Source organism: Silvanigrella aquatica (assembly GCF_001907975.1).
GTDB lineage: Bacteria > Bdellovibrionota_B > Oligoflexia > Silvanigrellales > Silvanigrellaceae > Silvanigrella > Silvanigrella aquatica.
On record NZ_CP017834.1, the window covers coordinates 162,666 to 188,604 of the forward strand.

Genomic DNA, 25,939 nt, shown 5'->3' on the forward strand with positions numbered 1-25,939 from the left:
TGGACGGTTAAATTTCATAATTTTTTTCATACTCTAATGGTGCAAGATAATCAAGGGCAGAGTGCGCACGAATTCGATTATAAAACACCTCAATATATTCTATAATCGAAGATTTTGCTTCTTTTCTAGTAAGAAAATTGCATCGATGTACCAATTCTTTTTTTAGAGTGGAAAAAAATGTTTCTGTAATAGAATTCTCATAGCAGCTATTGCTCATGCTTTGATGAAAATGATTTAATTTTAAATATTTTCTAACTTCTTTACTTGAATATTGTGATCCTTTGTCACTATGAAAAATTATTCCATTTGGAAAATGAGATCTTTTTTTGTATGCCATGTTTAGTGAATTCAAAACAATTTCTCTTTTTAGATTATCTTGCATGCTCCAACCAATTATTGCTCTTGAAAAAGTATCCAATATTATGCACAAATAAACCCAGCCCTCTTTCGTTGGAATATAAGTAATATCGCTGGTCCAAAGTTCGTTGGGCTTATAGGAAGTAAAATCCCCTGAAATTAAATTCGGAAAATGTATCGCTTGCCTATCAACCTTTGTTGTTGTTTTAAATTTAGGTTTGCCGACCCCATTCAGATTTAGTTTCTTCATAATCTTGGATATTCGTTTTTTTCCAACTTTAATAAATGACTTTTTAAGTGTTGATAAAATTCGCCGTCTTCCATATGTACCCCTTGAAGAAGTATGTATTTTTTTTATTTCTTCTTCAAGGCTAAACTCAAATTGATGATTTTTATCTTTACACTCAAGCCATTTATAAAATCCACTTTTAGAAACGCACATTACTTTGCAAAGTAAAAGAATAGGATAATTAAGCTTCTCTAGCAATATAAACTCGTATTTTAATCGAGTTGCTTTGCAAAGAAGCTTGCCGCCTTTTTTAGGATTTCATTTTCCTTTTTTAAAAGCTCGTATTCTCGCTTTAGCTTTTTCAATTCGTCAGAGTTTTTCTTTATATTTGAATTTTCCTTTTCGCCAATAGAACGCTTCCAGCTATTCAGAGTGGGGTAGGAAACCTCAAACTCCCTAGCTATCTGAGCCATGCTTTTAGGGCTATTTTCTAAGACTTCAAGGACTTGGTTTTTAAACTCAAGAGAATATTGACTTTTAACTGATTTCTTCTTTACCATGGGACAACCCTTCTATATGAACGCCTAAGTTCATAGCATATTGTCCACTAAAAGGAATCACTTTAATTTATTACTCTCTATTGATCAGTATTGACTTTCAATAGGATTAGTTATTTAACTCTTTTTTCTTTTAAGAATGAGAGGAATTAAAATGAAATATATTTTAATCTGCATGCTAATATTAATATTATCTTTTAATAAAAACACTTTGCATGCATCGGATTTTAACATTGAAGAAAACTCAGGATTTTTAAATTTACCATTTGAATTAAAAATACAAATTTTTAATAATTTAGATTATAAAGAATTATTAGCCATGGCAGAAATAAATACCTCTAATAAACAAGATATTGTTGAGTATTTAAGTTATATTTACAAAGTTAAAGACAATAAAAGGGGAGTTTTAATAAATAAAAAATTTGGTGAGCTATCTAAAAGTTTTATTTTGAATTTAGCTAATTATATAAGCGGTGAGTCAATAACACATATTGAAGGAACAACTCATAATTTATTAAACGAAATTCCTATTTATTTTTCAACTTTTCCCGCAGAAAAATTGAAAAATGTAAAATCTGTTAAAATAATTCCCGATCAAGCTATTCTGCTTGAAATTAAACAAAAAAATTTAAAGAAAAATATTGAAAATCAAAGACAATTTTCACAATATATTATCAATAATAGACCCGATTTAAATAGAGATCGAGGGCTATTACAAAAAGCTGATTTAGAAATATATTCAATCTATAAAGATCTCCCTGTGGTAAAATATTTTGAAGATAAGGTTTACTTAATTGACGTATTAAAAGAGAAATTTCCTACTTTAGAAAATTTATATATTGAGCATGAAAATACAAATTCAATTGATCATTTGATTTCAGGGTTTAATAATGAAAATTATCCACTTCTTACTTTGAGACCTTTGTTTCGAATCAATGCCAAATATAATTATCTTTATATTCTCAAATTTTATGATACTCAATTTTTAGATAAAATAGGTCAATTCAAGAAACTTAAAAAGCTTACATTAATGAATATGCCCAAAAATGTTTATTTAGATTTTTTAAAAGAATTAGATAAACTTGAGTCCCTTAAAATACAAGGCGGAAACATTCTACTGAAAAATTTAAAAAACTTAAAATCAATACAAAATATATATTTAAAAATATCATTAGATGATAATGCATCCTTTTTCTTTAGGCAGTATCTAAGAAAATATGAATTTTCATCATTTTTAAATATATATTATAAAAGGAAAAATAATTGGAATCAAATCATTGATGTTGATTGCTTAGAACACGATTTTTATCGCTTTGAATCGAGACTTTCTTTTTAATGACAAATTATATTCAGTCTAGGCGCTTTAACTTAAAGTTCTCTGATTGAGCTCATACCCTAATGATAACTTATTTTATTTGTTTATTTATAAAAATTTTTCTATAATTTAATAATTTTTAAATTTACAGATTAATCCTAGTTTTTACATTTCTTAATAATCATCTGCGGCGAAAATTTTTTTAAAATTTAAGAAATTCTGAGATTATATGTCTCATTGTTGACTTTTTATAAAATAAATTATTTAAGTATATTTTTAGTTTAATAGATAAAGGATTGAAAATGAAATTTATATTAGTAATCCTAATGAGTTTTTTTTTAACATATAATATGAATCTATTGTATGCTTCAGATTCTAAAGTTACAGAAAATTTAGAATTATCAATGCAATTAACATTCCAAGAATTTCATAAGTTAGATTATGAGGAACTTTTAAATTTGGCAAACACAAATTTAACTAATAGAAAAGATATTATTGATTACTTAGAATATACTAGTAAAGCAAAACATCAAGAAGGAAAACAAATAGATGGTATAAAAATAACGAAATTTTCAGAAAATTTTATTTTAAATTTAGCTTATTATTTAAAGGATGAGCCAATTCCATATATTGAAGGGACAACCCGAAATTTATTGCTTGAAATTCCTCTTTATCTAAAAATTATTCCATCAAAAATATTGAAAAAAATAAAATCTGTCAAAATAATTCCAGATCAAAAACTTATAATTGAGATATATAAAGAACATCAGAAAAGTAAAATTCTAAATCAAGATGATTTTTGGAGTTATATTTACAATAAGAGGTATGATTTATTTCTTAATAAACATAATTCAAGAGAACATGCTTTTGAAATTTATAGAATTTATTATCATCTTCCAGTAGTTCGATTTTTTGAAAATAAAATTGGCTTAATTGAACTATTAAATGAAAATTTTCCTAATTTAGAATTTTTATATATTGAACATGAAAATATAACTTTAATTCATAATTTAATTTCAGGTTTTAGTCTTCCAAATATTGAAAAAAAAATAATACAATATATAAGTAATGATCCCTTAGATAGATATCCTATGTTGGGTTATTATGCATATGTGCTCGATTTGAATAATAAATCTTTTTTGGGTAAGTTAGAAAATTTTCAAGAATTAAAAGACATTAAATTAATCAATCTTCCTAGCAATGTTTATTTAAATTTTTTACAAAATTTAAATAAAGTTGAAGTCATTGATATAGAAGGAGGATTTATTAGATTAAAACATTTAAGAAAATTAAAATCAATACGAAATATTTCTTTAAAAAGTCATCGAATTGATCCTTCAGAATCTAGTCCCATTTTTTTTTCGAAGCAATGTTTAGTAAAATATGAATTTGTAACATTTCTAAATAAATTTTATAAAGGAAAAATTTCTTGGGATAAAATTATTGATTATAGCCTTTTAGAATCAGACTATAATACCTTTAGGAATGGCAATTATCAGCTTGATGATCCCACTTGCAAATGTTCTATACAATAAAATTAATATTATCCTTTGTCACACTTTTAAATTACCAATAATCCGCTTGTATTTTAATATCAGAAAAGACGCGGCATAAACAAGCAAGGCGCTCCTTTTCTGATTTTTGATTTTTTATGAGCGTTTCCTTTTCAAAATCATTTTTCTCAGAAATAGAATTCATATCACTAGAGATTACTTTAACGTGACAAGCGCCGCACACGCCTACACCCGAGCAAGCCGCTCCAATGGGAAGTCCTCTTTTTCTTAGAAAAACCCAAAGATTTGTCCCCGCCCTCATATCAAACTCATCTATGGTTTTACCCAGTTTATTTAATACGGTAATTTTAACTGATTTAGATAATATTTCAGCAGAAGGGATTTTTTCCATGGCTCATTCTTTCATAATCTAAAAATTTGCAGGTCTTTTTTCAATAAATGCTTGCATGCCTTCATGAGATTCTTCTTTTAGAAAAAGATTGCCAAATTCTTTTGATTCTAAAGCACAACCCGATTCTAAATGACAATGCAATCCCTGTCTTATGACTGTTTTGGCAATGCGTATCGCTGTGGGGGCATTTTTAATAATTTTATCAGATAATTGATCTGTGAAAGAATTCAGTTCTTCCTGTTTTACAACGTGATTGACGAGAGCGCATGAAAGGGCATCGGCAGCGCTGTATTTTTCTGCCGAAGAAATCCACTCAATAGCTTTTGAAGCTCCTATACGGCGAGCTAGACGCTGTGTGCCACCAAATCCAGGAATGAGTCCTAAAGTCACTTCTGGTAATCCGAATTTTGCTTTTTCAGAGGCAACTATAAAATCACATGCTAAAGCAAGCTCAAGACCTCCTCCTAAAGCAAAGCCTTGAACGCGGGCAATGACAATCTGAGGAAGGTTTTCTAATAATGAAAATGTTTTGGAACCAAATTCAGAAAAATCTTGTGCTTCTTTGTTACTTTTAAATTCTAACATTTCTTTAATATCTGCGCCTGCAACAAAGGCTTTTTCTCCTGCACCGCAGACAATGACAACTTGAATATCAGCATTGTTTTTTAACAATAAACAGTGGTCATGAATTTCTTTCAATACTTGAAAATTTAATGAGTTCAGAAGAGTAGGTCTATTAATTTGAAGAATAGCTTTTTTGCCATTGAATTCTAAGCTGGTAAATCTATCGCTCATAATTTCTTCTCCTAATAAAAAATGCCATAAGAAAAACTCTATGGCATTTTTACTTCATTAAAAATAATCAGGCAATTTTTGATTATTTTTAATTTTTAGAAGCTAATTCACTATTAATCACTTTTTCAAATTCAGCTTTAGGTAAGGATCCCATTAACTGAATTCCATTGATATAAAATGCGGGAGTAGCATTTATCCCAAGACTTTGTCCGTATTCCATTTCCGCATTAATTTTGTCCCGAACGGAAGTATCTTTACGACAATTATTAAACTCATCTAATTTTAAGCCAATATTTTGAGCAAGTTTATTATATGTTTCTTCACCTAATTTATTATGATTTTCAAATAAGCCATCGTGCATTTGCCAGTATTTATCTTGTTTATTAGCACATTCTGCTGCAATGGCAGCAGGAATGGCTTCGGGATGAATTTGAACCAAGGGATAATTTTTAAAGACGTAACGAACTTTGCCTTTGTATTTTTTTAATACTTCTTCAACTGTTGGTTGAGCTGTCGCGCAATAAGGACATTGGAAATCGGCAAATTCGACAATGGTAATGGGAGCGTCTTTAGGGCCTTTTGAAGGTGAATTGCCGATATCGATGTTTACTTTTGGAGTTGAGGGTTTACTTGCTCCGGTGACTTCAATATCGCCTTCAGATACGGCTTTTGCTACCAAATCTCTAAAGTAGGAACCAGCCGCTTGATTTTGCAAATAAGGCTTAACTAAGGCTTCCTGTTGTTCGAAAGTTTTTCCTTTAAGCTGTGCATTATCAGCATTTTCTTTAATAAATTGTTTAATTTGCTCAAGAGATATTGATGATTTCTCTTGAATAAACATTCGTTCAGCAGCGCTTGCGTTCGTTAAGTTTTTCTTCTTCATATAGTCTTTAACAATTTCATCGAAATATCTTTTTGCTAAAATATTTTCTATGGCTTTATGGGTTTGACTTTCTGCTTCAAAAAGAGCTTGTTTTTCCTGAGTTGTCAGTTCCGTTCTTTTCAATGTAATGCCATTGTATTTCCCAAGAACATCAGAAGTCGCAGCTGAATTTTTATTATTTCCTGGAGCAGATGATGAGAATCCAGGTAAATTATTTGCAATTTTTTTGTAATCGTGAAAAAATAAGGGAATTGAGCCAACAATTGCTGCGGCAATAAATATTCCGCCAATTATAAACTTTCCTGAAGACATGAAACACTCCTTTAAACGCATAAAAAATCACGCCCAATCTTTCTTATGCACTTAAGAAGGGCGAATCAAGCATAGACTACATATTTTGCACATTTTTGATATTTTCAGCAAGCTCCTTCGCGTATCTCATTTCTTCGTTTTTACCGTCGAGTTCAGGTAATTTTTGAGCTTTTTTGAAAAGCTCTAAGGCTTCCTGTTTATTTCCTGTTTTTTCTTTTAATACTCCTAAATACATTGTATTTATTCGAAAATCAGGGCAGGAATCTATTGCTTTTTCAAAATATTCTTTCGCAATTTTTTTATCCCCAAAGGAAATGATGCCGCCAGGAACTTCTTGATAGTATCTCCCCAGAATTCTTAAAGGACCGCACCACTGATAGGTGGGGTCAATTTTTACGGCTTCAAGTAAGGCGTCGCGTCCTGGTTTGGCGTTATTGAGAGCAGAAAAAATTCCTTTTTCAAGACCATAAGAGCCCAAATTTATAGCATACCAGTAATGGCCTTCTACCCTTTTAGGTTCCAACTCTCTTGCTATTTCACCTGCAGTATAACCCATTTTAAAAACTTTTAATTTTTCTTCTTTTTGTGATTTTTGAATGAGAGTAAAATTTCCTGAATAATAGACTAATCGGGCAAGGCGCCAATTGATTTCAAAATCACGAGGCAATTTCGGATCACTCAATAAAAACTCAGCTATTTTTTTAGCACCCTCTTTTGTTTGTCTCTGCTCCCATAAATCATCAAGGAAGGAAACGCTTAACTTATTTTCCTGAATCGTCATTTTCATTTCATGAGAATTTTCTTGAAGAAGCGCTTTATTTTCTTCTGCAAAAGCATTGTAAAATATTGTATTTATGCTAACAATTGAGACTAAAATCTTTAATTGAAATGAAACGTTCATGCTAACTCCTCTCAAAATGGGGCATTTCAATGCAATCAAGTTATATTTTTTTTAAGCATCTGTAAATAATGAAGTGTTTCAAATTGAAAATGTGATTTTTATTTTCTTCCTATTTTTCAACTCATCTGATCACTTTCTGAACAACAAAAGTTTTAATGTTAATTTAATCATATCTAAATTTATTGAGAGTTAAATATTTAATTCTCTCATTTCTTTTAACTTAAAGGATTTAGGTTTGGAACAAAATAAATTATTAGATATTAAGGTTGATTATGTTTTTAAAAGAATTTTTGGAGAAAATGAAGATATTTTTATAGATTTTGTAAATAAAATATTATATTTAGAAAATGAAAATAAAATAATATCGGCTCAATTTATAAATACGGAGATGAATAAAAACAGTCTTTTAGATAAATCATCCAGGTTTGATGTCCTAGCTCATTTAAATGACGGAAGTTACTTAAATATAGAAGTGCAAATGTGCTGTACCCATGAATATGATAAAAGATGTTTGTATTATTGGGCAAAGTTATATGAAAATCAATTAAAAAAAGGAGAAGATTATAATTTGCTGCGACCTGCAATATGCATTCATGTTTTAAACTTTAAACTTTTCAATGAAAAAGATTCTTTTTTGACAAAACTTAATGTTGTGGATATGGAAACTCAAAAAATATTTTCCAATGATTTTCAAATCATCTTTTTAGAAGTTCCCAAACCACTCAAAGCATCATATAATGAACTTGCAAACTGGATGCGCTTTTTGAAAGGCGCTCAAAAAGAGGAGATTATTGCCATGGGTAATCCCGTAATTTTAAAAGCACAAGAAAAGTTAGAATATTTAAGTCACGATCCAGAAACCAGAGCCTACTATGATTCCAGGCAAAAATATTTGCATGATTATGCCACAGAAATTCGTTATAGGGAGGAGAAAGGCCGTCAGGAAGGCCGTCAAGAAGGAGTGGAAGTGGTGGCTAAAAATCTAATTTTAAAAGGCATGCCAATTGATTTCGTTGCTTCAGTGACAAATTTATCTATGGAAGAAATTAAAAAAATTTCAGAAAATTAAAGAACTCTCATTTCTGCATTGAACTTTGCGAAGTGGGAGAAGTATAATAGGTAGAAACTTTTTTATACACCGAATTTGTTTTAAATATTCTTCAATAGAGTTTTTTATAGAGTTCATGATTATCATTTTATTAAATTTTTATTTATAAAATTGAAACAAACTTCTTTAAACTCCTTAGGTTTTTCCCAAGGAATCCTGTGTCCCGCATCTGCAATAATTTTTATTTCAATTGTATTAATTAATTCTTTCATTTCCATAGTGACATTTGCAAATTTACTGTCTTTATCACCTGCAAGCCAAAGAATTGGGATATGTAATGATTTTATTTTCTCTCTTAAATTTTCTTGTTTTCCTAAAGAAAAATCCGTCAACATGGATGCCACTTCATTTTTATTAAATTGTTTTTCGTCGCGGGTGAGGATATTTTTCATATTCGAAAATACCCCTTGAGAATTCCACGACTCCATTACATTTTCCCATTTTTCATTTAAAAAGCGATTAGCCCAAGCAATGTCATTTGCAATACGCGCTTGTTTTTCAGCTTCATGAGAAAGCCCCGGATTTGCAGAAACAATAATAGCAGCATCCCATTTATTGCTTTGAATTAAGGCGTGAAGAGCAAGTCTTCCCCCCAGTGAATATCCTATAAGAATATTCTTATTCTTTATAGGCTCTTTAAAAACAGAAGAGTTGAACTTCATTGCCCATAAAACAAACTTTGAATTTTCGTTATTGGAATGAGGTGACATATAATCTGAAATGGAATGAAATTTATAATTATATTCATTCATGTCTTCTTTAAAAGAATCCCAGTCGGAGGGAAATCCTAAAAATCCGTGAATAAAATGAACTTTTATCATGAGATTGTCCTATTTTTATGATTCCAATTTAAGATTATATATCTTCACTAGATTATTATTTTTTTCCCTTTGATATTATTTCTAATACCGTTTCTTAAAGAAAAGCTTAATTCGTAATAGACAGATCTGGCCTCACAGGTATATAAACTGAAAATACCTTTTTGTCTAATTTATTTTGATTCAGGGTTTAAAGATTAATTAAAAATGGATTTCAAATTTTACCAATCTAATATTGAATACGGAATAATAAATTTCATCTTTTTAATTGTTGCATTCCTTATTGTAAAAGTAAAAATAAATAAATGGGTGGGATACCGTACTTGTAAAAGCATGTCTTCTTTATCCAATTGGCGCATTTTAAATAAAAAATTAGCAAAGTATATTGCTATAACGCAGATAATTAGTTTATTTCTCAATTTTATTTTGTTTTTATTAAAGTATATTAATATAAATTTGGGAAAAGAAATATTTTTATTGCTCGATATTTTATTGTTAATTTATTTTGTCTTTAGCATATTCTTTTCTTTTGCATTAACGACTCTTCAGGAAGATAAACTTTGATTTTAATTTAAAAAATAATTTTAAATAGCTTGCTCAGTTTGTTTTTTTAATTTGTCTTTAATTTGGATTTTAAAGTTTTCTAAACTTGTTTTGTCGAAATGAGGTTCATTTTCAATTTCTTGTAATATTGATTTAAAATTTAAACCGTCCTCATTTTTTTCTAAACTAGATTTAATTTTCTCTTTAGCAGAATCAGAAAAATTTATCTCAATTTTGCGAATCATAAAAAAGCAAGGGTCGAAAAAACCTACATTATTGGTTAGCCAAGGATTTTCATCTTTAAGGATGAGAGAAGTTCCTGTTAGTTTAGTTCTAAAATTTCCTGGGAAGATACTTCTTGTATCGTGTGGGGTTTTCAGTTTTAATTTAAAATTACCTTCTTTAAATTCCCCATTTTCAAATCGGCTACCGCAAGTGCTTCTCGAATAAGAAACTCTAAATTCCATAGGCAATGTAAATACTTTTGTTTTAGTTAGTGCTTTATTTGTATAATTAGAAAAGTCACAATTATAATATTTATTTTGTGACTTTAAGCATGAAGGTTGAATCAAATCTTCATTTAAGAAAGGCTTAATGTCTGTATTATGCATAATAAATTCGGAATTATCCTTAGGAATAGCCTCTTCAAGACTCTCAATTGGTGCTTCTTCATCGACTTTTTTTGGTTCTTCGATTTTCTTTTCTTCAATTTTTTGTTCTTTATTATTGGCTTTATTTTCTTTGTCGCCATTTTTTCTACATGAAAATAAAAGTTGTGAGATAGCTAAAATAGTTATGGGAATTAAAAGTAAATTCTTTTCTTTCATGATAGCACCCTGTTTTATTGTATAAATATATTTATCTATTATTTTCAAAATAAATGAAAATAATACTTAATTTTTCTCATGATAAAATTTAAAAATCAAACTCCTAAAAAACTTATTTATATTTACTTTTATCTATAAAATGTTATATTTTTAAAAGCTGCGCTAAAATTTTTTCCATTAAATTATCCAGAAAATATAAAAAATATTCATGAAACGGGAAATACATATTTCATGAATTGCAATAAAAAAATCCCCAATCACATTCTATGAAAGGAGATTTTCTAAATCTAAAAAACAAAATTTAATTAAACATGTTTTTTAAGTTCTTCTACTTTGTCGAGCTTTTCCCATGGGAAGTGGCTGCGGCCAAAGTGACCATAGGAAGCGGTTTCGTGGTAATTGAAGCCGTTGGCTTTAGGATTTAAAAGATCGAATGTTTTTACAATGCCTGCGGGAGTCATATTAAATACTTTCTGCACCGCATTTTCAATTTTAACGCGGTTTACTTTTTCAGTGCCATAGGTATTTACATTTACGCTGACAGGTTGCGCCACACCAATAGCATAAGCAATTTGTACAAGAGCTTTGTCAGCTAAGCCTGCGGCAACAATATTTTTTGCAATATAACGACCCATATAAGCAGCAGAACGGTCCACTTTGGAAGGATCTTTTCCTGAAAAAGCACCGCCGCCGTGAGCGCCGTGTCCGCCGTAGGTATCAACAATAATTTTACGACCAGTTAAGCCGCAGTCACCTTGTGGCCCACCGATAACAAACTTTCCAGTAGGATTAATATGATACTTAGTATTGGAATCAAGTAAATTTGCAGGAATTGTTTTTTTAATTATATTTTCAATAACGAAACTGCGAATTGTTTCTTGGTTGACGTCATCGGTGTGCATTGTACTGACAACAACGGTATCAATTCTTTTCATTTTACCATTGTGATATTCAACAGTCACTTGAGATTTGGCATCAGGACGTAACCAATTTACACTGCCTTCTTTGCGTGCTTTAGATAAATTCCGCAAAATAGAATGGGCATATTGTAAAGTAGCAGGCATAAATTCTGGTGTTTCGTTAGTAGCATAACCAAACATCATACCTTGGTCGCCGGCGCCTTGTTCTTTATGTAAACCTTCGCCTTCATTTACACCTTGTGCAATGTCGGGAGATTGTTGATCGACAGCAACAATGACGCCACAGCTTCTGTATTCAAATCCATTGTTGGGATCGTCGTAGCCAATTTCTTTAATGACATTGCGTGCGATGTCAGAATAACTTTTTATTTTACGATTTAATTTTGCTTCGTTTGCATGAACTGTTTCTGGATTTAAAGTAATTTCTCCAGCAACAACAACCAATCCTGTTTTGCAAAGTGCTTCACAAGCAACGCGTGCTTTGGGATCGAAAGTTAAGAGTTCATCGAGAATTCCATCAGAAATTTGATCGGCAACTTTATCGGGATGTCCTTCGCTGACGCTTTCCGATGTAAAATATGTAATTTCTGGTGAAGAGGAATAAAGAGAGAGCGAGCGTTGAAACATATTCAATTTCCTTTCATATCAACCGCTGCAAAACAGTTACTTTATCACTTCAAAAGTAACAAAAAAGTCATAGAAAATTTAATTACGGGCAATCCATAAGCCGGATTCTGTTTAAAACTACAATTTCTCTTGACGTTACGTTGCCGCAACATTCTTTGCAGCCAACCCGAGTGTAAAACGAGCCGAGCCAGCTCTCCACCCCTATTTGGCTTTGCTTCGGATGGGGTTTGCCAGACTGACTGTCACCAGCCAAGTCCGTGAGCTCTTACCTCACGTTTTCACCATTGCCAGCCTTGCGGCTTCGGCTGTGTGTTCTCTGTTGCACTTTCCGTCGGGTCGCCCCGCCTGGTCGTTAACCAGCATCCTGCTCTATGAAGTCCGGACTTTCCTCACTCCTACCAAAAGTAGGTCGCGCTGTAGTTGAATTACCCGAATTGACACCATTAATATCTCCACAAGGTCAAAGCAAGGAAGTTTTCAAAATATTTTTATAATTTTCATAGAACAAGGATTTTCAATATTAATTATTATTTTCGTATTTATTAAAGCAATTTATCCTCTGTAGCATATTTCTCTTTTTAATTAAGAAAAGTTTCAAAAAGTTGCATTAAAGAGCAACTGTCGAGGTTAACTTTCTTTTCTTAATCTTTTTCTTAGTGTAAACAATCGATCGTGGCCTATTTCGGATATTTTTTCGTGTGAAAGGTGATGCTAGTGGAAATCAAGAATTTTCAAGAATTTATTATAGCTCTTTGCAATTATTGGGTTGATCATGGCTGTATTTGGAGTCAGCCTTACGACGCAAATATGGGCGCAGGAACCTTTCACCCGCATACTTTTTTAAAAGGCGTTGGCCCTGAGCCGTGGCGTTCTGTTTATGTACAACCTTGCCGTCGCCCCGTTGATGGTCGTTACGGAAAAAGTCCATATCGCTTTCAGCATTATTATCAATTACAGGTTTTATTAAAACCATCTCCATCAAATATAGTTGATATTTTTCTTAAATCACTTGAACATGTTGGTGTAAATTTAAAAAATAACGACATTGGATTACTTGAAGATGATTGGAAAGGTCCTACATTAGGGGCTTGGGGTTTAGGCTGGGAAATCCGTGCCAATGGACAAGAAGTCACACAATTTACTTATTTTCAACAATTAGGTGGTCTTGATATCGATGTTGTTTGCGGAGAAATTACGTATGGCTTAGAGCGTTTATTTATGTACTCCAAAGGGTATCATAATGCTCTCGATATGCCTTTTAACGATCATTTTACCTATGGCGATATTTTTTATCAAAACGAATATGAGTTCTCTCATTTTAACTTTAATGAAGCAGATACTGGAGAACTCTTTAGGCATTTTGAAAAATGCGAAGAAAAAGTAGCACAACTTTGTGAAAAAGATCTGGTTTTACCTGCATATGATTATGTTTTACAAGCTTCACATGCGTTTAATTTGCTGGATGCGCGTGGTGCTATTTCTGTTACAGAAAGACAACGTTACATAGGTCGCGTTCGTGATTGTGCTAAAAAGTGTGCGGTACAATACCGCGCAGCAAGGGAAAAACTTGGTTTTCCTATGTTAAATAGACTCGATACGGACGCAAGAAAACCCATTTACCGTAATGGAATTATTTATAATGTAACAGAAAATAAAGAAACAAATCATTATAAAAATATTTCTGACTTTGCAAACAAAGAAAAAATAAATGTTTTATTTGAATTGGGCGTCGAAGAAATGCCTCCAAGCTTTCAATTAAATGCAAAAGCAGAATTGGAACAAAAAATTCATGAGTTTGTGAATTTAGAGAAATTAAATTGGATTGAAATTAAGGATAATATTAAAGATTTACCTAAAGCCATTCATGGTGGGTATAAAGTAGAAATCTCCTCAAGAAGAATTAGCATTCAGTATAACAATATTCCAAAAGAAGAAGAGTCTAAAGTTTTAGAAATTTGGGGACCTGTGGAGCGCATTGCAAAAAGCGCAGATGGTTCGCTCAGTCCTGCGGGAATGGGTTTTTGTAAGAAAAATAATATTGAACCTTCCTCTGTTACTTTTAAAACAAAGAGCGACGGTACATTTATTTATGCGCAAAAACATCTTTCAGGGCGGGATTTTCCAAGTCTTTTGTCTGAAAAATTTAAAGAATGGTGTTATGAACTTAAAGCGTCTTTAAAAATGAAATGGCTTCCTGCGGAAGTGAGTCCTCAATTTATTCGTCCTGTTCGCTGGATTGTAGCTTTAGTTGAAGATAAAGTCATACCTTTTGAAATGTTTGGATTAAATACAGGGCGCAAAACATGCGGTCAACGCATATTGCATTCTGAAGAAACGGTTATTTCATATGCAAAGGATTATGAAAATATTCTTAAAAATATTTTTGTCACTTCTTCTGTTAATGAAAGAAGAATCCACATTTCTGAAAAAGCAAATGAACTTGCTCAAAAAGTACATGGTAAACTTCAAAATGATGAATCCTTACTTCAAAAATGCGTGGGTTTATTTGAAAATCCTTCTGTATTTATTGCTGAGTTCGATAAAAAATATTTGCGTTTGCCAAAACCTCTTATTTCGAGTGTGTTACGTGAGCACATGAATTATTTTTCAGTAGAAACAACGGATGGAAAAGAATTATTACCTTATTATATTGGTGCTGCAAACTACAAATGTAACAACGAAAAAGAGATGATTGAAGGAACCAAAACAGTTGTTATAGGCAGACTTGAAGATGGCGCCTTTTATTATGACACTGATTTGAAAACTCCCATTTCCGAATTTCGCAATCGCTTAAGCAATCAATTGTTTCAAGCAGGAATGGGATCGTTGTTAGATAAGACGGAACGATTAAAGAAAATAGTAGCTTTAATTGCCCATGAATTACCACAAAAATTAGATATTTCTATTGTTGAAAAAGCGGCAGAATTATGTAAGGCCGATTTAAAATCAGGTTGTGTGCAAGAATTTCCCGATGAGATGCAAGGCGTCATGGGCGGTATTTTAGCAAGGGAACAAAATGTTTTAAATAATCAAGAAAAATCGAACATTGCTGCACGAGCTATTGAGCAGCATTATATGCCAGTGGGAGCTCAATCTCCACTTCCATCATCGCAAGAAGCTGTTATATTATCCCTTGCAGATAAAATCGACTCCTTATGTATGATGATTTGTCACGGCGCTGAAGTTAAAGGCAATAAAGATCCTTTTGGAATGAGGCGATTGGCATTAAGTGTTGCTCGTTTATTAGGAATAAAAGGCGAAGACAATAGCATTTCCGTTTCTTTAGAAAGAGTTGTTGATATTTGCCTTTCTGTTATTTCTGAAAATAATAACGTGACAAAAGAAAATAAATTAAAAATTCATTCTTTTATTTTAGATCGTATGAAAGCAGCATTGGATGGCGAATTTGATCCGCGTTCAGTAGAAGCCCTTTCTGTTCAGCTTATTCAAGAGCCGTTATATAAAGTAAGAATATTTGCAAATGAAATTGCAAAAGCACTGAGTCAATCTGGTCAGGGCTCATTAATGGAAGCTTTAATTCCATATAAGCGCGCAAAAAACCTAACTCAGGGATGGAATTCTGCGGAAGTTAATATTTCATTATTCAAAACCCAAGAAGAAATAACATTGTACGAAAAATTAACAGGCCTTGAGGTAAGAATTCAATCTCATATAAAAAATGCAGATTACAAGCAAGTTCTTATTTCTCTTGCGAGTCTGACAGAACCAATGGCTATCTTTTTTGCAAATGTCATGGTAAATGATCCTGATGAAAAATTAAAAAAGAACAGACTCTGTCTACTAATGAAAATATGTTCTTTGTACGAAGATGTAGCCGATTTTTCACTTATTCAGGTACAATGATTTATGACTAGTGTAAAAAGTTATCAAACGTATGGGAATGTTAAAGTAATTGAGCAAAAAAATGCAATTGCTTTAACAATTGGAAATTTTGATGGAGTTCATTTAGGGCATTGTTACCTTATAAATGAATTAAAAAAAATATCAAATCATAATCCCATTGTTGTTTTGACGTTTGATCCACATCCTGTTGCCTATTTTTCTGCAGATAACCCTAAACCACTTCTAAATACTTTATCGGATAAAATAGAATTATTAAGAAAATCTGGTGTGGATGCTGTTATTGTTCAAAAATTTACAAAAGAGTTTTCGTTATTATCTGCAGATGAATTTTGTAATTGGCTAAAGCAAAATTTTAATATTAGCGCAGTTATGCTTGGTCATGATTTTTGTTATGGTAAGCAACGGAAAGGTAATTTTGAGCACATGAAAGCTTTCGCGGAAAAAGAACATTGGGATATTAGGCAAACTCCTGCATTTAAGTTATACGAAGATCAAGTAGTCTCATCATCTTTTGTTAGACAAGTTATTGCACAAGGACAAGCCGAAGAAGTTGAAAAACTTTTAAGTCGTCCTTATTTTCTTCCAGGAGTGGTCGTCAAGGGCGATCAGCGCGGCCGATTGATGGGTTTTCCTACGGCAAATTTAGAGCTGGATGATGCACTTGTTATTCCAAAATATGGTGTTTATGCTTGTTACGTTGAAATTGATTCCGATGGTGTTTTACTACCTGCTGTCATGAATTGTGGAGTAAGGCCTACAATTGCAAGTGGCTTAAAATTGCAAATTGAGGCACATATTCTCGATTTTTCAGATGACATTTATTCACGAAAAGTGAAATTTCATTTGAAAAAATTTATTAGGGGTGAAATGAAGTTTACTGGGATTGAGCAACTTAAAGAACAAATAGCAAAGGATGTGCAAGAAGCACGATCATTTTTTATGGATAATCGCAATGACAAAGTTAATCAGTTCTGAAAAAAATATAGAAAAAATATTACCCCATTTTATTACGCATCAAACACCTAAAGAATTTTCAGTTCATAAACAAATACCTCTTGATGATCCCGATCTTTATATTAATCGGGAAATTTCTTGGCTTTCATTTAATGAAAGAGTATTAACGGAAGCTGAAAATAAAACGGTTCCTTTACTAGAACGTCTTAAGTTTTGTGTTATTTTTTCATCTAATCTTGACGAGTTTTTTATGGTCAGGCTTTCGGGTTTATTAAGGCTTGTGGCTCAGCCAAGTGCTCATGATTATGATGATGAAGAATCTGAAGAAACACTTGATGAAGTGGCTATAAAAGTAAGAGGATTATTAAAGCGAATTTCTAAATGTCTGCATTCTCAAATATTGCCTGAGTTAGCAAATTATAATATTTCAATTGCAGAAGTAACAGAATTAACTCGCACAGAAGAAGAAAAACTCGATTCTCATTTTGAAAGCCAAGTTTTTCCTGTTTTAACTCCTCTTGCGATAGACCCTGCTCACCCATTTCCATATTTATCAAATTTATCCTTATATTTAGCGGTGACATTTGAAGGTATTTCTGAAAATGGAGAGCCCCTACTCGCATTGGTTGAAATTCCGCAAAAAATTTCACGGCTCATTCCTATTTCGCAGAAAACATATAAGCATAGATATTTTTTATTAGATGAACTTATTAAAAACTATATGCCTTCCTTGTTTCCTTGGACTAAAGTAACAGGGGCTTATGCTTTTCGGGTAACAAGAAATCTTGATTATCAATTACTAGATAATGAAGTTAAAGATTTAATGAAATCTATTGAATTTGAGTTAAAAGATCGCGAGCAAAAAGAAGTTGTTCGTTTAGAATACGAAAAAAATATGCCCGATTGGTTACGCAACAAACTCGCCGCTGTTCTTGATCTCGATTCTTCTGATTTATATGAAATTGAAGGCATGATTAATATTCGTGATTTAGCTCCTCTTTTAAAAATAGAAAGAGTAGACTCACATTTAAAAGATGCGGCTTTTAATCCTCGTTTAAATTTAAATTTAGCCGATGCAAATAGAGATATTTTTGAAATTATTCGTGAGCGTGATATTTTATTGCATCATCCTTATGATTCGTTTGCCAGTGTCCTCGATTTTTTAAGAAGTGCTGCAAAGGATGATAAAGTTTTAGCGATCAAACAAACACTTTATCGTTCTGGGGGCGACTCTCCTATAATTGAAGCGCTTTCAAATGCGGCGGAGCGTGGCAAGCAAGTTACTGTTGTTGTGGAATTAAAAGCACGCTTTGATGAAGCAAATAATATAGAATGGGCAAAAAAATTAGAACGTGCTGGTGCCCATGTTGTTTTTGGATTTATCGATTTAAAAACTCATGTAAAATGTACATTAGTCGTTCGCAAAGAAAAAAATAATTATCTGCAAAAATATGTGCATTTATCAACGGGTAACTACAACAGTTCAACTGCAAAACTTTATACAGATATTGGTCATTTGACTTCGGATCCTATTATATGTGATGATATTGCAAATTTATTTAATTTTATAACAGGCTTTAATATTCTTCGCGATCAGGATATTACAAGCTTAAAAATTCCTCATTTTGAAAAAATTAAAGTTGCACCATTCCGTCTACGTGAACAAATTATTCAAATGATTGATACTGAAAAAAGAAAACATTCTAAAGAAAACCCAGGTCATATTATTTTTAAAATGAATTCTTTAGTTGATATTAAATTATGTCAGGCTCTTTATCGCGCAAGTCAAAAGGGTGTTAAAATTGACTTAATTATTCGGGGTGTTTGTATTTTAAAACCTGACATTATTGGTGTCTCTGAAAATATCAGTGTGATTAGTGTCATTGATCGGTATTTGGAGCACTCAAGAATATATTGGTTTAAAAATGGCGGTGATCCCATTATTTATTGTGGTAGCGCCGATTTAATGGAAAGAAATTTGGACAGGCGTATTGAGGTGCTTTGGCCGATAGAAGCATCCGAATTAAAATCTAAATTAACAAATATATTAAATAATTATCTTCTTGACAATTGCAAAAGTCATGAAATGCAGTGTGATGGCACATATATTAGAAATCAGCCGTTACCAAATGAAAAGGTCTTTCGCTGCCAAGATAAATTTATTGAAAATGCAAGACGGTATGGTATTAAATCTATAGCGTATGATTTGGCGATTAAACCTCTTCTTGAGAAAAAAGATTTTGATCGCATTCCTGAAAGATTTATTCCTTCTTTGGTTGTTGAGGAAATTAAACCAAAAAACATCAAGAAAAAGAAGAAAAAATAATGATTAATTTCCCCGAAAAAAAAATATTTGAAAAAAAAAGAATTGCCGCTATTGATGTCGGATCAAACAGCATTCATATGCTGATTGTTGATATGGAAACAACGAATTCCTTTACGATTATTGCTTCTGAAAAAGATCAAGTCCGTTTAGTTGCGTCTCTTGATGAAGATGGAAATTTAACAAACGATGCCTTAAGTCGTGCTATATCTGCTTTAAAGAAAATGAAAGAAATTGCGGATGGGCTGCGTGCACAAATTCGTGCTGTAGGAACAAGTGCCTTGCGTGAAGCAAAAAATGCTGCTGACTTTGTTGCAAAATTATATAAAAAAACAGGAATTGATATTGAAATTATTTCGGGGCATGAAGAGGCTCGTCTTGTTTATTTAGGTGTGCAGCAAGGGCTTCCCATTCAATCAAAATCAACACTAATTGTCGATATCGGTGGTGGTTCTACAGAAATTGTGGTGGGGCAATGGGGTGAGGAGCGCTTTGCTACCTCTCTCAAGCTGGGCTGCGTGCGTTTGACTCAGAATTTTATTCATACGGATCCTCTGGGAGACGAACATTTAAGAGCTCTCGAGCTTTATATTAATACACGATTGGAACCTGTTTTGTCTGAAGTTGAGCGCATTGGATTTGATTATGCTGTGGGCTCTTCAGGGACAATTAAAGCTGTGAAATCTTTGGTGTTAGGGCTTACAAATTCGCCACCCCTGCAAACAATGCATGGCTCAACATTAACTGCAAAAGAAATTTGGGTCGCTAAAGAAGCTTTATTAAGAGCGCGATCATTAAAGGAACGGAAACAACTGCCTGGTCTCGATGCTAAAAGAGCAGACATAATTGTGGCTGGTTTATTTGTATTAAGTTCTATTACTAAAATATTGGGTATTCGTGAATGGACTATTTCATTAACAGCGTTACGTGAAGGTATTTTATTTGATACAATGCTGCGCGATGGTGTTTGGTTACAAGGCGATACCAGTGATGTGCGTTGGCGCTCTGTGCGTTCTTTTGGGCAGAAATTTCATATTGATGAAGCACATGCTTTTCATATTACTTCTTTTGCCGTAAGTTTATTTGATCAATTATCTTCTAGGCATTCTTTGCCAAGTGCTTGGCGTGAGTTTTTAAGATCGGCTGCTTATCTTCATGAGTGTGGTTTATTTATTGGCCACACAGGGCACCATAAACATACCTTTTATTTCATTCGCAATGCGTCTTTGCCTGGTTTTACGACGCGTGAAATGCAAATTATTGCGACTATTGTACGTTATCACCGAAAGCGTATGCCAAGAGATAATGATGAAGTTTATTGCGATTTCGATAAAGAAATTCAGAAGGCTGTAAATATTTGCGCGTCCATTTTACGACTTGCTGTTTCTTTAGACAGGGGGCGTCAGGGTAAAATACAAGAGATTGTGATGCAGGATATCTCGCTATCAAAAATGTGCTTATCCGTGCATTTGAGAGCGAATCATGATATTGAACTCGAGATGTATGAGGCTACTATTGAGAAAAAAGCATTCGAAAATATATTCTCATGTTCTCTCGAAATCGTTTTGCAACAATAATTCTAAGTTATTTGGAAAAGGTTGGACGTCTTTTGAAGTTTAAAAATAAATTAAATTTTTTTATTATTACCATATCTGCATTTTTATCTTTTCTTTGTTATGCTGAAGAAAATAAAAGTTCTCATTCATTAAATTATTTTACTGATGAGTTGTATTCAAACGAATGTCCTCGAAATGGTGCTGTGGCAGGACGAATTTCTATTCAAGGTAGTGAATATTATAATTCCTCTTATTTAAATGATGCTGTCATACGCATTGCGGGAATGGATTACACCAATAATCAAAATAAGGAATATGAGTACTATCCCAATGCCAATGGATGTTTTTCTATTGATAATATTTTTCCCATTGGTAGTTCCATGTATTTATATGTAGATAATATTGATTCTCCTGATAATAAAGACTCCTTATTTAAAAATTATTTCCCTGTAAATGTAGGGTATCGGACAAACTTTTACGAAGTGAATTTAAGCCTCAATTCTTATATTGGTAATTTATCACAAGCATTTAACTATGGTTCTAAACAGTTTTTTGAAAAGACGGGTTTGTGTGGTGAGGCAATTGGATTTGCTTCAGGAGATATTTTAGGTACTGAAGTCTATATAAAAAATGCAATTGGAAAAATATTTAAACCTAAATTTTTTAATGAAAAAAACTTACCCGACCCTTCAAGAAATAATTTATCATTATCTGGTCAATTCTGTTTTTTTAATTTAGATGCCTGCGATAATAATGGTTCAAATTGTAGTATAAATTCCAATTATGAATTAATTTTCACCTTAAAAAATGGAATGACTCGTTCCTTTGATTTATTTCTTCCGCCATTTTCTTTTAGTTCTTCAAATTATTTTGATTTAAATTTAAATATTTCCAGACCTGTTGAGTTATACTCGCTTGCACATTCACTAGATAAAAATATAATTTATACTCCAGTTTATAATTATTTTATTAAAACAAGCAAAGAAAACAATGATAAGTATATTCATATTTTAAATGGTCAAAATCAACTTGTTTATTTTCCAGTCGGAAATGAATTTGTCAAAATTAGCTATAAAACAGATTTGAGTCAAAGCGATCGTTTCTTTATATTAAAGCCACGCTCTGAACTATTTACAGCAAATATGGAGCCTTTATTAGTTCATTATAATCCCGGATATTCTTTACAAGATCAAAACACACCATTAAAATTAAAAATATTTGATCCCGATGTTTTAAATTTAAATCAAAATATCTTAAGTAAAATATATTTAAATGGCTTTGGCTCAGTTTTTTTTAATTTTGATTTTTCGCAATATGAATTGAGCTCTGAAGATATATCTGTTCATTTGTATGATTTTTATGGAAAAGAAATCTACAATTTTTACCCTCTTTCTTCCTCAGAGGCGAATTATATAAGTGGATTCTACTTTGCTTTAGAGCCTGGTTTTTATCGTTTGGCTGTGATCAATAATCAGGATAATAAAAATGAATTCTTATTATCCTCAATAGTTCGTTCTATAGCAAATAAAACCCAAGTTGTTACGAATCAGTTTGACAGTTCATCTTCATCAAGTTCTGAACATCAATTTCAAAATAATGCGACTGTAGTTGTTGATAATCTTATGAATTATGGGCAACAAACCTCAAATGTGGATGTGCTTCCGTATAATGAAGAAGCTTATGTTACACAAATCGATCGTATTCATCCTGATGAAGAAAATTTAACAGGAGTACATGCATTACAAATTGAAAAAGCTTATAGCAGCAAAAGTTTATTTAATAGAATGAGTGCGGAAGAACTTTGTAATGTGAAAAATTTTGTTTCTGAGTTTAAAAATGAAGCATATCATATTCATGATTTAAAGGAGAGGTTTAATAATAATATTCCTGCTCTTATTACTATCCTAAATGAGGAAAAGTTATTAAATTGGGTCGATTCAAATATATAATTTTTAAAGCTTATATAAATTGGGTAAAAAAATAATTCCAGCATTTTTCATATCATCAAATATTCTTCTTTATTGAAAAAGTCTTTTGAATTGAAATAAATATGCCAACTAGAATTAAAATGAGTAATATATAACTTGAATTTTTATACAAATTAAGATTTGAATTTAATAAATTGAGACTTTTTGAACCAAAGTAATAGCCCATTCCTTCTCCCATACCCATGAAAACAGCATAAATAGCAAATATGGCTACTCTAGAATCCTCTGGTACTAATTCTGCACACAATGCTTGGAAGGCAGGGACAAAAAGTGTTTCAGATAAGGTAAGTAAAACAACACCAAAATAGAGGTTAATAATATTATAATTCATTATAATAGAATAAAATCCAAGTAAAGAAAATATAAGAGACAAGGAGATCTGGTAATAATAATTTTTTGTAAATTTATGAAAAAATTTATTAAGGTGAACTGACAATATAATAATCATAACTCCGTTTAGGGTTGGAATTGTCCAAATATATTGAGGGAGCTTTAAAGTTTGAGAAATAATAATAGGGGCAAGAGTATAAATTTGAGCGCAAAAAAACCAACTTAATACAATTAAGAAGTAAAAATGAAATAAATTTTTACTCCTTAATAACAAAAATATATTTTTAAAATAATTATTTTGTTTTTGAAATGATATATTTTTTAAGCTAAATAAAGTATAAATAGATGATAAACATAAAAAAATACAGATGCTAATAAAAGCAAATTCTTTGTTGTAATAAATATAAATAAAATTAACTAAAATAGGTCCCAATGTGGCTGCTATATTTGTAGCTATGTGAATAATAGAATAGTTAATTGTAGATTGATTTGTTTTTTCTTTTAGAAACGAAGTTAGAACTCTTATAAAGATGGTATTGCTGCCATAAAAAAATCCAATAAAAATTAATGCTAATAGCATAATTGAGAAGGAATGGTAAAATGTCAGTAAAAAGTAACCCAACGCGCCCACAATTTGCATAACTGCCAAAAGCACAGAGGGTTTTAATAATTCGAGTACAGGTGCGAAGATTAAACGCCCCCATCGCGCCGTAATTGAACTCAGCAGCATAGCTAAGCTGACTTGGGAAGTTGTAATATCTTTAAATTCGCTTAAAAATAGAGCTAACATACTTAGGGGGGCTAAATAGCCAAATCCTGAAACCAATTCTTGGGCAAATAATTTTTTAAGATAATGTTTTTCTTGATTGGGCATAGTAGCTCCTTATTTTATTTAAAACATTATCTTCTTCTTTTATATTAGGCAATTCATGGCTAGAATTAAAATGAAAATCAGAATTTTTCATCGATACCATTTTTATTTTCAATGGCATTGCGTGCTAATTCGTCGCACATATCGTTATATTTATTTCCGGAATGGCCTTTTACCCATTGCCAAGATAAGTTGTGTTTTCTTTGTAAAAGGCATAGTTTAAGCCAGAGATCTTGATTTTTAACGGGATCTCCAGATTTGGTTTTCCAACCGTTTTTTTGCCAGTTTTCAAGCCAACCTGCTGTAAAAGCGTTTTTGACATATTGGCTGTCAGTGATAATAAGAACAGGCATGGGTCTGGTGAGACTTTCTAATCCCATGATGACGCCCATCAGTTCCATTTTATTATTTGTTGTGTGCTTTTCATAACCAGAAATTCTGCGTTTAAGCTCGTTATAGAGAAGAACGCAGGCCCAACCACCGGGGCCGGGGTTTCCAGAGCATGCGCCATCTGTGTACAGTGTAACGTGTGAGGTCATAATTAATGTGCTCGCGTTTCATTTTGCGTCTTGTGCGCAAATTAAATTGATTACATGTTGAAGTGGAAGATATACGAATGCAAGCTGATATGCCAACAGAGCAATATAACCTGAATCCAAATTATCCTATGGTGGATGGCATTTCTGCCCAACTTGTGCCGCAAAAAAATGAGAACATCACTTTTCCCAGAACAGTTTTTTCACTAGGCATTTATAATGAAGTGCTCACAAATTCAACTAAAGATAATTACAGTGCTTCAGGCTATGGCGTTTCTTTTGGAATGCAGCACAAAATTAGAGGTATTTGGAAAGGCGGCCTTGATATCCGTTGGTCTGATTGGCTTGCGAACAGTACTCCGGGTTCGACATTAAGTCCTTTGGGAATTTATTCTAAAATAGAAGGCGATCCTCCTATTGATTTTTTGGTGGGCAAGGATTGGGGTAAAATCATCCAACCTTTCTTTACGGGAGGATTGGGATATACTTTGTTTTTTAATAGCCGTTCTTGGCTTGCGGTTCAGTCGAAAACTTCTTTAGGACAAGTTTCTGTGACATATGGAGTGGGCTTTCGAATAACGTTGCCAAAATCCTTTGCACTTAGGACTTCTGTCGAAAATTGGCGGGGCGTGCAAACTTCAGATTATTCTGCTCAAATTTATCGATTGGAGATTGTATTTGGAGATGTGGACAATATTTAAAATTATTTTACTAATATTAATAATTCCCTTTCAAGTGTTTGCACAAAATTTGAATTTGATAAATCCCGTTGCTAAGAATATTCCTGATGATGTGCAAAGTATATTTAAAAATCGATCTATTATGAGTTGTGGAGAAAGAACAGGGCTTTCCGTATATACTTCATTAGATATTCAAGCAATATTAGCAATTTCAAATATGCTTTCTTCAGAAACGATTCCCCTAGAAACAAATTGGGAGACATTTTCGCCGCTTCTAGAAAATGTAACATCTGCTTCCTTAAATGAAAAAGATGTTTTGAAGTATCCGCATGATGTGCAAAGAATTATTTATTACTGTTTGACATGGGACGAAAGTTACAGACTTAAATTATATGATATTTCACAAGAAGTTCTTGATAGCATTGCAGCAAATGTGATTAAAGAAAAGCCTTGGAAAGTTTTACCTAAAACAATTGCCGATAGAATAAATAAATTTAGCAGAGCATCAATTCGTGATTTTGTTTATTTGATTTTACGTTCTAATATTTATTTTTCAATTCGCGGGGATTTTAGTAAAAATCCAACATTATGGGCAACTTCTTTTATTTGGAGAACTCCTGTAACAAGTTTACAAAACAAAGAATCTTCTGACAAACAAGGGGATTAAAATATTAATAAAGAAATAATTTATTCATGGAACGGAAATATATTTAAAATTGAGTTAGATGATACCCTTGTTT

Annotated in this window: 22 protein-coding genes and 1 other RNA gene; 11 read left to right on the forward strand and 12 right to left on the reverse strand. The window is 32.1% G+C overall.

Annotated elements, in window-relative coordinates:
• Nucleotides 1-7: 7 nt before the first annotated feature.
• Together AXG55_RS00700 and AXG55_RS00705 are read right to left on the reverse strand one after the other, a co-directional pair.
• Nucleotides 8-844, reverse strand: coding sequence for an IS3 family transposase (locus AXG55_RS00700; RefSeq protein ID WP_148696237.1), 837 nt, complete (start codon nucleotides 842-844; stop codon nucleotides 8-10).
• A 14-nt stretch (nucleotides 845-858) separates the two neighbouring features.
• Nucleotides 859-1,146, reverse strand: a complete 288-nt coding sequence (locus tag AXG55_RS00705) for a transposase (protein WP_148696238.1) — start codon at nucleotides 1,144-1,146, stop codon at nucleotides 859-861.
• Between the two features lie 151 nt (nucleotides 1,147-1,297).
• Here AXG55_RS00705 and AXG55_RS00710 point away from each other — a divergent pair, with 151 nt between their 5' ends.
• Both AXG55_RS00710 and AXG55_RS00715 read left to right on the forward strand, forming a co-directional pair.
• Nucleotides 1,298-2,479, forward strand: coding sequence for an F-box protein (locus AXG55_RS00710; protein ID WP_148696239.1), 1,182 nt, complete (start codon nucleotides 1,298-1,300; stop codon nucleotides 2,477-2,479).
• A gap of 281 nt (nucleotides 2,480-2,760) precedes the next feature.
• A complete protein-coding gene (locus tag AXG55_RS00715) occupies nucleotides 2,761-3,993 on the forward strand; it encodes a hypothetical protein (protein WP_148696240.1) in 1,233 nt (410 codons plus the stop codon).
• Between the two features lie 31 nt (nucleotides 3,994-4,024).
• Here AXG55_RS00715 and AXG55_RS00720 read toward each other — a convergent pair whose 3' ends face one another.
• From AXG55_RS00720 to AXG55_RS00735, 4 genes are all read right to left on the reverse strand, one after another.
• Nucleotides 4,025-4,363 carry a 2Fe-2S iron-sulfur cluster-binding protein gene (locus tag AXG55_RS00720; protein ID WP_148696241.1) on the reverse strand — a complete coding sequence of 113 codons (339 nt, stop codon included), beginning with the start codon at nucleotides 4,361-4,363 and terminating at the stop codon, nucleotides 4,025-4,027.
• A gap of 18 nt (nucleotides 4,364-4,381) precedes the next feature.
• Entirely contained in the window at nucleotides 4,382-5,158 is a 777-nt protein-coding gene (locus AXG55_RS00725; protein ID WP_148696242.1) for an enoyl-CoA hydratase/isomerase family protein, read from the reverse strand.
• Between the two features lie 88 nt (nucleotides 5,159-5,246).
• Nucleotides 5,247-6,353, reverse strand: a complete 1,107-nt coding sequence (locus AXG55_RS00730; protein WP_233231274.1) for a DsbA family protein — start codon at nucleotides 6,351-6,353, stop codon at nucleotides 5,247-5,249.
• A gap of 76 nt (nucleotides 6,354-6,429) precedes the next feature.
• Nucleotides 6,430-7,254 (reverse strand): hypothetical protein, encoded by an 825-nt coding sequence (locus tag AXG55_RS00735; protein WP_148696244.1) that lies wholly within the window; start codon nucleotides 7,252-7,254, stop codon nucleotides 6,430-6,432.
• 235 nt (nucleotides 7,255-7,489) lie between these two features.
• On the opposite strand from AXG55_RS00735, the gene AXG55_RS00740 reads away from it, so the two are divergent.
• Nucleotides 7,490-8,323, forward strand: coding sequence for an Rpn family recombination-promoting nuclease/putative transposase (locus AXG55_RS00740; protein WP_233231275.1), 834 nt, complete (start codon nucleotides 7,490-7,492; stop codon nucleotides 8,321-8,323).
• Nucleotides 8,324-8,445: 122 nt separating this feature from the next.
• Here AXG55_RS00740 and AXG55_RS00745 read toward each other — a convergent pair whose 3' ends face one another.
• A complete protein-coding gene (locus AXG55_RS00745; protein WP_148696246.1) occupies nucleotides 8,446-9,183 on the reverse strand; it encodes an alpha/beta fold hydrolase in 738 nt (245 codons plus the stop codon).
• Nucleotides 9,184-9,387: 204 nt separating this feature from the next.
• On the opposite strand from AXG55_RS00745, the gene AXG55_RS15095 reads away from it, so the two are divergent.
• Entirely contained in the window at nucleotides 9,388-9,744 is a 357-nt protein-coding gene (locus AXG55_RS15095) for an SdpI family protein (protein ID WP_148696247.1), read from the forward strand.
• A 20-nt stretch (nucleotides 9,745-9,764) separates the two neighbouring features.
• On the opposite strand, the gene AXG55_RS00755 is transcribed toward AXG55_RS15095, so the two are convergent.
• The 3 genes from AXG55_RS00755 to rnpB all read right to left on the reverse strand — a co-directional run bounded on the left by AXG55_RS00755 (nucleotide 9,765) and on the right by rnpB (nucleotide 12,530).
• Nucleotides 9,765-10,550: a hypothetical protein gene (locus tag AXG55_RS00755; RefSeq protein ID WP_148696248.1), complete on the reverse strand. Its 786-nt coding sequence runs from the start codon at nucleotides 10,548-10,550 to the stop codon at nucleotides 9,765-9,767.
• Between the two features lie 305 nt (nucleotides 10,551-10,855).
• A complete protein-coding gene (gene metK, locus AXG55_RS00760) occupies nucleotides 10,856-12,097 on the reverse strand; it encodes a methionine adenosyltransferase (RefSeq protein ID WP_148696249.1) in 1,242 nt (413 codons plus the stop codon).
• A gap of 80 nt (nucleotides 12,098-12,177) precedes the next feature.
• Nucleotides 12,178-12,530, reverse strand: an RNA gene (gene rnpB / locus AXG55_RS00765) — RNase P RNA component class A.
• A gap of 281 nt (nucleotides 12,531-12,811) precedes the next feature.
• Between rnpB and glyS the strand changes: the two genes are divergently transcribed.
• The 5 genes from glyS to AXG55_RS00790 are packed head-to-tail and all read left to right on the forward strand — an operon-like array spanning nucleotide 12,812 to nucleotide 22,743.
• Entirely contained in the window at nucleotides 12,812-15,961 is a 3,150-nt protein-coding gene (gene glyS, locus AXG55_RS00770; RefSeq protein WP_233231276.1) for a glycine--tRNA ligase subunit beta, read from the forward strand.
• A 3-nt stretch (nucleotides 15,962-15,964) separates the two neighbouring features.
• Nucleotides 15,965-16,936, forward strand: a complete 972-nt coding sequence (locus AXG55_RS00775; protein WP_148696251.1) for a bifunctional riboflavin kinase/FAD synthetase — start codon at nucleotides 15,965-15,967, stop codon at nucleotides 16,934-16,936.
• Entirely contained in the window at nucleotides 16,914-19,241 is a 2,328-nt protein-coding gene (ppk1, locus tag AXG55_RS00780; protein WP_148696252.1) for a polyphosphate kinase 1, read from the forward strand. The genes AXG55_RS00775 and ppk1 overlap by 23 nt, the downstream gene beginning before the upstream one ends.
• A complete protein-coding gene (locus AXG55_RS00785) occupies nucleotides 19,241-20,815 on the forward strand; it encodes a Ppx/GppA phosphatase family protein (protein ID WP_148696253.1) in 1,575 nt (524 codons plus the stop codon). Before ppk1 ends, AXG55_RS00785 begins: the two co-directional genes overlap by 1 nt.
• Before the next feature lie 32 nt (nucleotides 20,816-20,847).
• A complete protein-coding gene (locus AXG55_RS00790; RefSeq protein ID WP_148696254.1) occupies nucleotides 20,848-22,743 on the forward strand; it encodes a peptidase associated/transthyretin-like domain-containing protein in 1,896 nt (631 codons plus the stop codon).
• Nucleotides 22,744-22,798: 55 nt separating this feature from the next.
• Here AXG55_RS00790 and AXG55_RS00795 read toward each other — a convergent pair whose 3' ends face one another.
• Complete coding sequence (locus tag AXG55_RS00795) at nucleotides 22,799-23,986, reverse strand: MFS transporter (RefSeq protein WP_148696255.1); 1,188 nt, start codon at nucleotides 23,984-23,986, stop codon at nucleotides 22,799-22,801.
• A gap of 77 nt (nucleotides 23,987-24,063) precedes the next feature.
• Complete coding sequence (gene rnhA, locus AXG55_RS00800) at nucleotides 24,064-24,522, reverse strand: ribonuclease HI (protein ID WP_148696256.1); 459 nt, start codon at nucleotides 24,520-24,522, stop codon at nucleotides 24,064-24,066.
• A 77-nt stretch (nucleotides 24,523-24,599) separates the two neighbouring features.
• Here rnhA and AXG55_RS00805 point away from each other — a divergent pair, with 77 nt between their 5' ends.
• A complete protein-coding gene (locus AXG55_RS00805) occupies nucleotides 24,600-25,220 on the forward strand; it encodes a hypothetical protein (protein ID WP_148696257.1) in 621 nt (206 codons plus the stop codon).
• Entirely contained in the window at nucleotides 25,204-25,866 is a 663-nt protein-coding gene (locus tag AXG55_RS00810) for a hypothetical protein (RefSeq protein WP_148696258.1), read from the forward strand. Before AXG55_RS00805 ends, AXG55_RS00810 begins: the two co-directional genes overlap by 17 nt.
• The last annotated feature ends 73 nt before the right edge of the window (nucleotides 25,867-25,939 follow it).

Bases quoted from the DNA above. Each gene is read 5' to 3' on its own strand.
- AXG55_RS00705 (WP_148696238.1), bottom strand. From the start codon at position 1,146: ATGGTAAAGAAGAAATCAGTTAAAAGTCAATATTCTCTTGAGTTTAAA.
- AXG55_RS00710 (WP_148696239.1), top strand. From the start codon at position 1,298: ATGAAATATATTTTAATCTGCATGCTAATATTAATATTATCTTTTAAT.
- AXG55_RS00715 (WP_148696240.1), top strand. From the start codon at position 2,761: ATGAAATTTATATTAGTAATCCTAATGAGTTTTTTTTTAACATATAAT.
- AXG55_RS00720 (WP_148696241.1), bottom strand. From the start codon at position 4,363: ATGGAAAAAATCCCTTCTGCTGAAATATTATCTAAATCAGTTAAAATT.
- AXG55_RS00725 (WP_148696242.1), bottom strand. From the start codon at position 5,158: ATGAGCGATAGATTTACCAGCTTAGAATTCAATGGCAAAAAAGCTATT.
- AXG55_RS00730 (WP_233231274.1), bottom strand. From the start codon at position 6,353: ATGTCTTCAGGAAAGTTTATAATTGGCGGAATATTTATTGCCGCAGCA.
- AXG55_RS00735 (WP_148696244.1), bottom strand. From the start codon at position 7,254: ATGAACGTTTCATTTCAATTAAAGATTTTAGTCTCAATTGTTAGCATA.
- AXG55_RS00745 (WP_148696246.1), bottom strand. From the start codon at position 9,183: ATGATAAAAGTTCATTTTATTCACGGATTTTTAGGATTTCCCTCCGAC.
- AXG55_RS15095 (WP_148696247.1), top strand. From the start codon at position 9,388: ATGGATTTCAAATTTTACCAATCTAATATTGAATACGGAATAATAAAT.
- AXG55_RS00755 (WP_148696248.1), bottom strand. From the start codon at position 10,550: ATGAAAGAAAAGAATTTACTTTTAATTCCCATAACTATTTTAGCTATC.
- metK (WP_148696249.1), bottom strand. From the start codon at position 12,097: ATGTTTCAACGCTCGCTCTCTCTTTATTCCTCTTCACCAGAAATTACA.
- AXG55_RS00775 (WP_148696251.1), top strand. From the start codon at position 15,965: ATGACTAGTGTAAAAAGTTATCAAACGTATGGGAATGTTAAAGTAATT.
- ppk1 (WP_148696252.1), top strand. From the start codon at position 16,914: ATGACAAAGTTAATCAGTTCTGAAAAAAATATAGAAAAAATATTACCC.
- AXG55_RS00785 (WP_148696253.1), top strand. From the start codon at position 19,241: ATGATTAATTTCCCCGAAAAAAAAATATTTGAAAAAAAAAGAATTGCC.
- AXG55_RS00795 (WP_148696255.1), bottom strand. From the start codon at position 23,986: ATGCCCAATCAAGAAAAACATTATCTTAAAAAATTATTTGCCCAAGAA.
- rnhA (WP_148696256.1), bottom strand. From the start codon at position 24,522: ATGACCTCACACGTTACACTGTACACAGATGGCGCATGCTCTGGAAAC.
- AXG55_RS00805 (WP_148696257.1), top strand. From the start codon at position 24,600: ATGCAAGCTGATATGCCAACAGAGCAATATAACCTGAATCCAAATTAT.
- AXG55_RS00810 (WP_148696258.1), top strand. From the start codon at position 25,204: ATGTGGACAATATTTAAAATTATTTTACTAATATTAATAATTCCCTTT.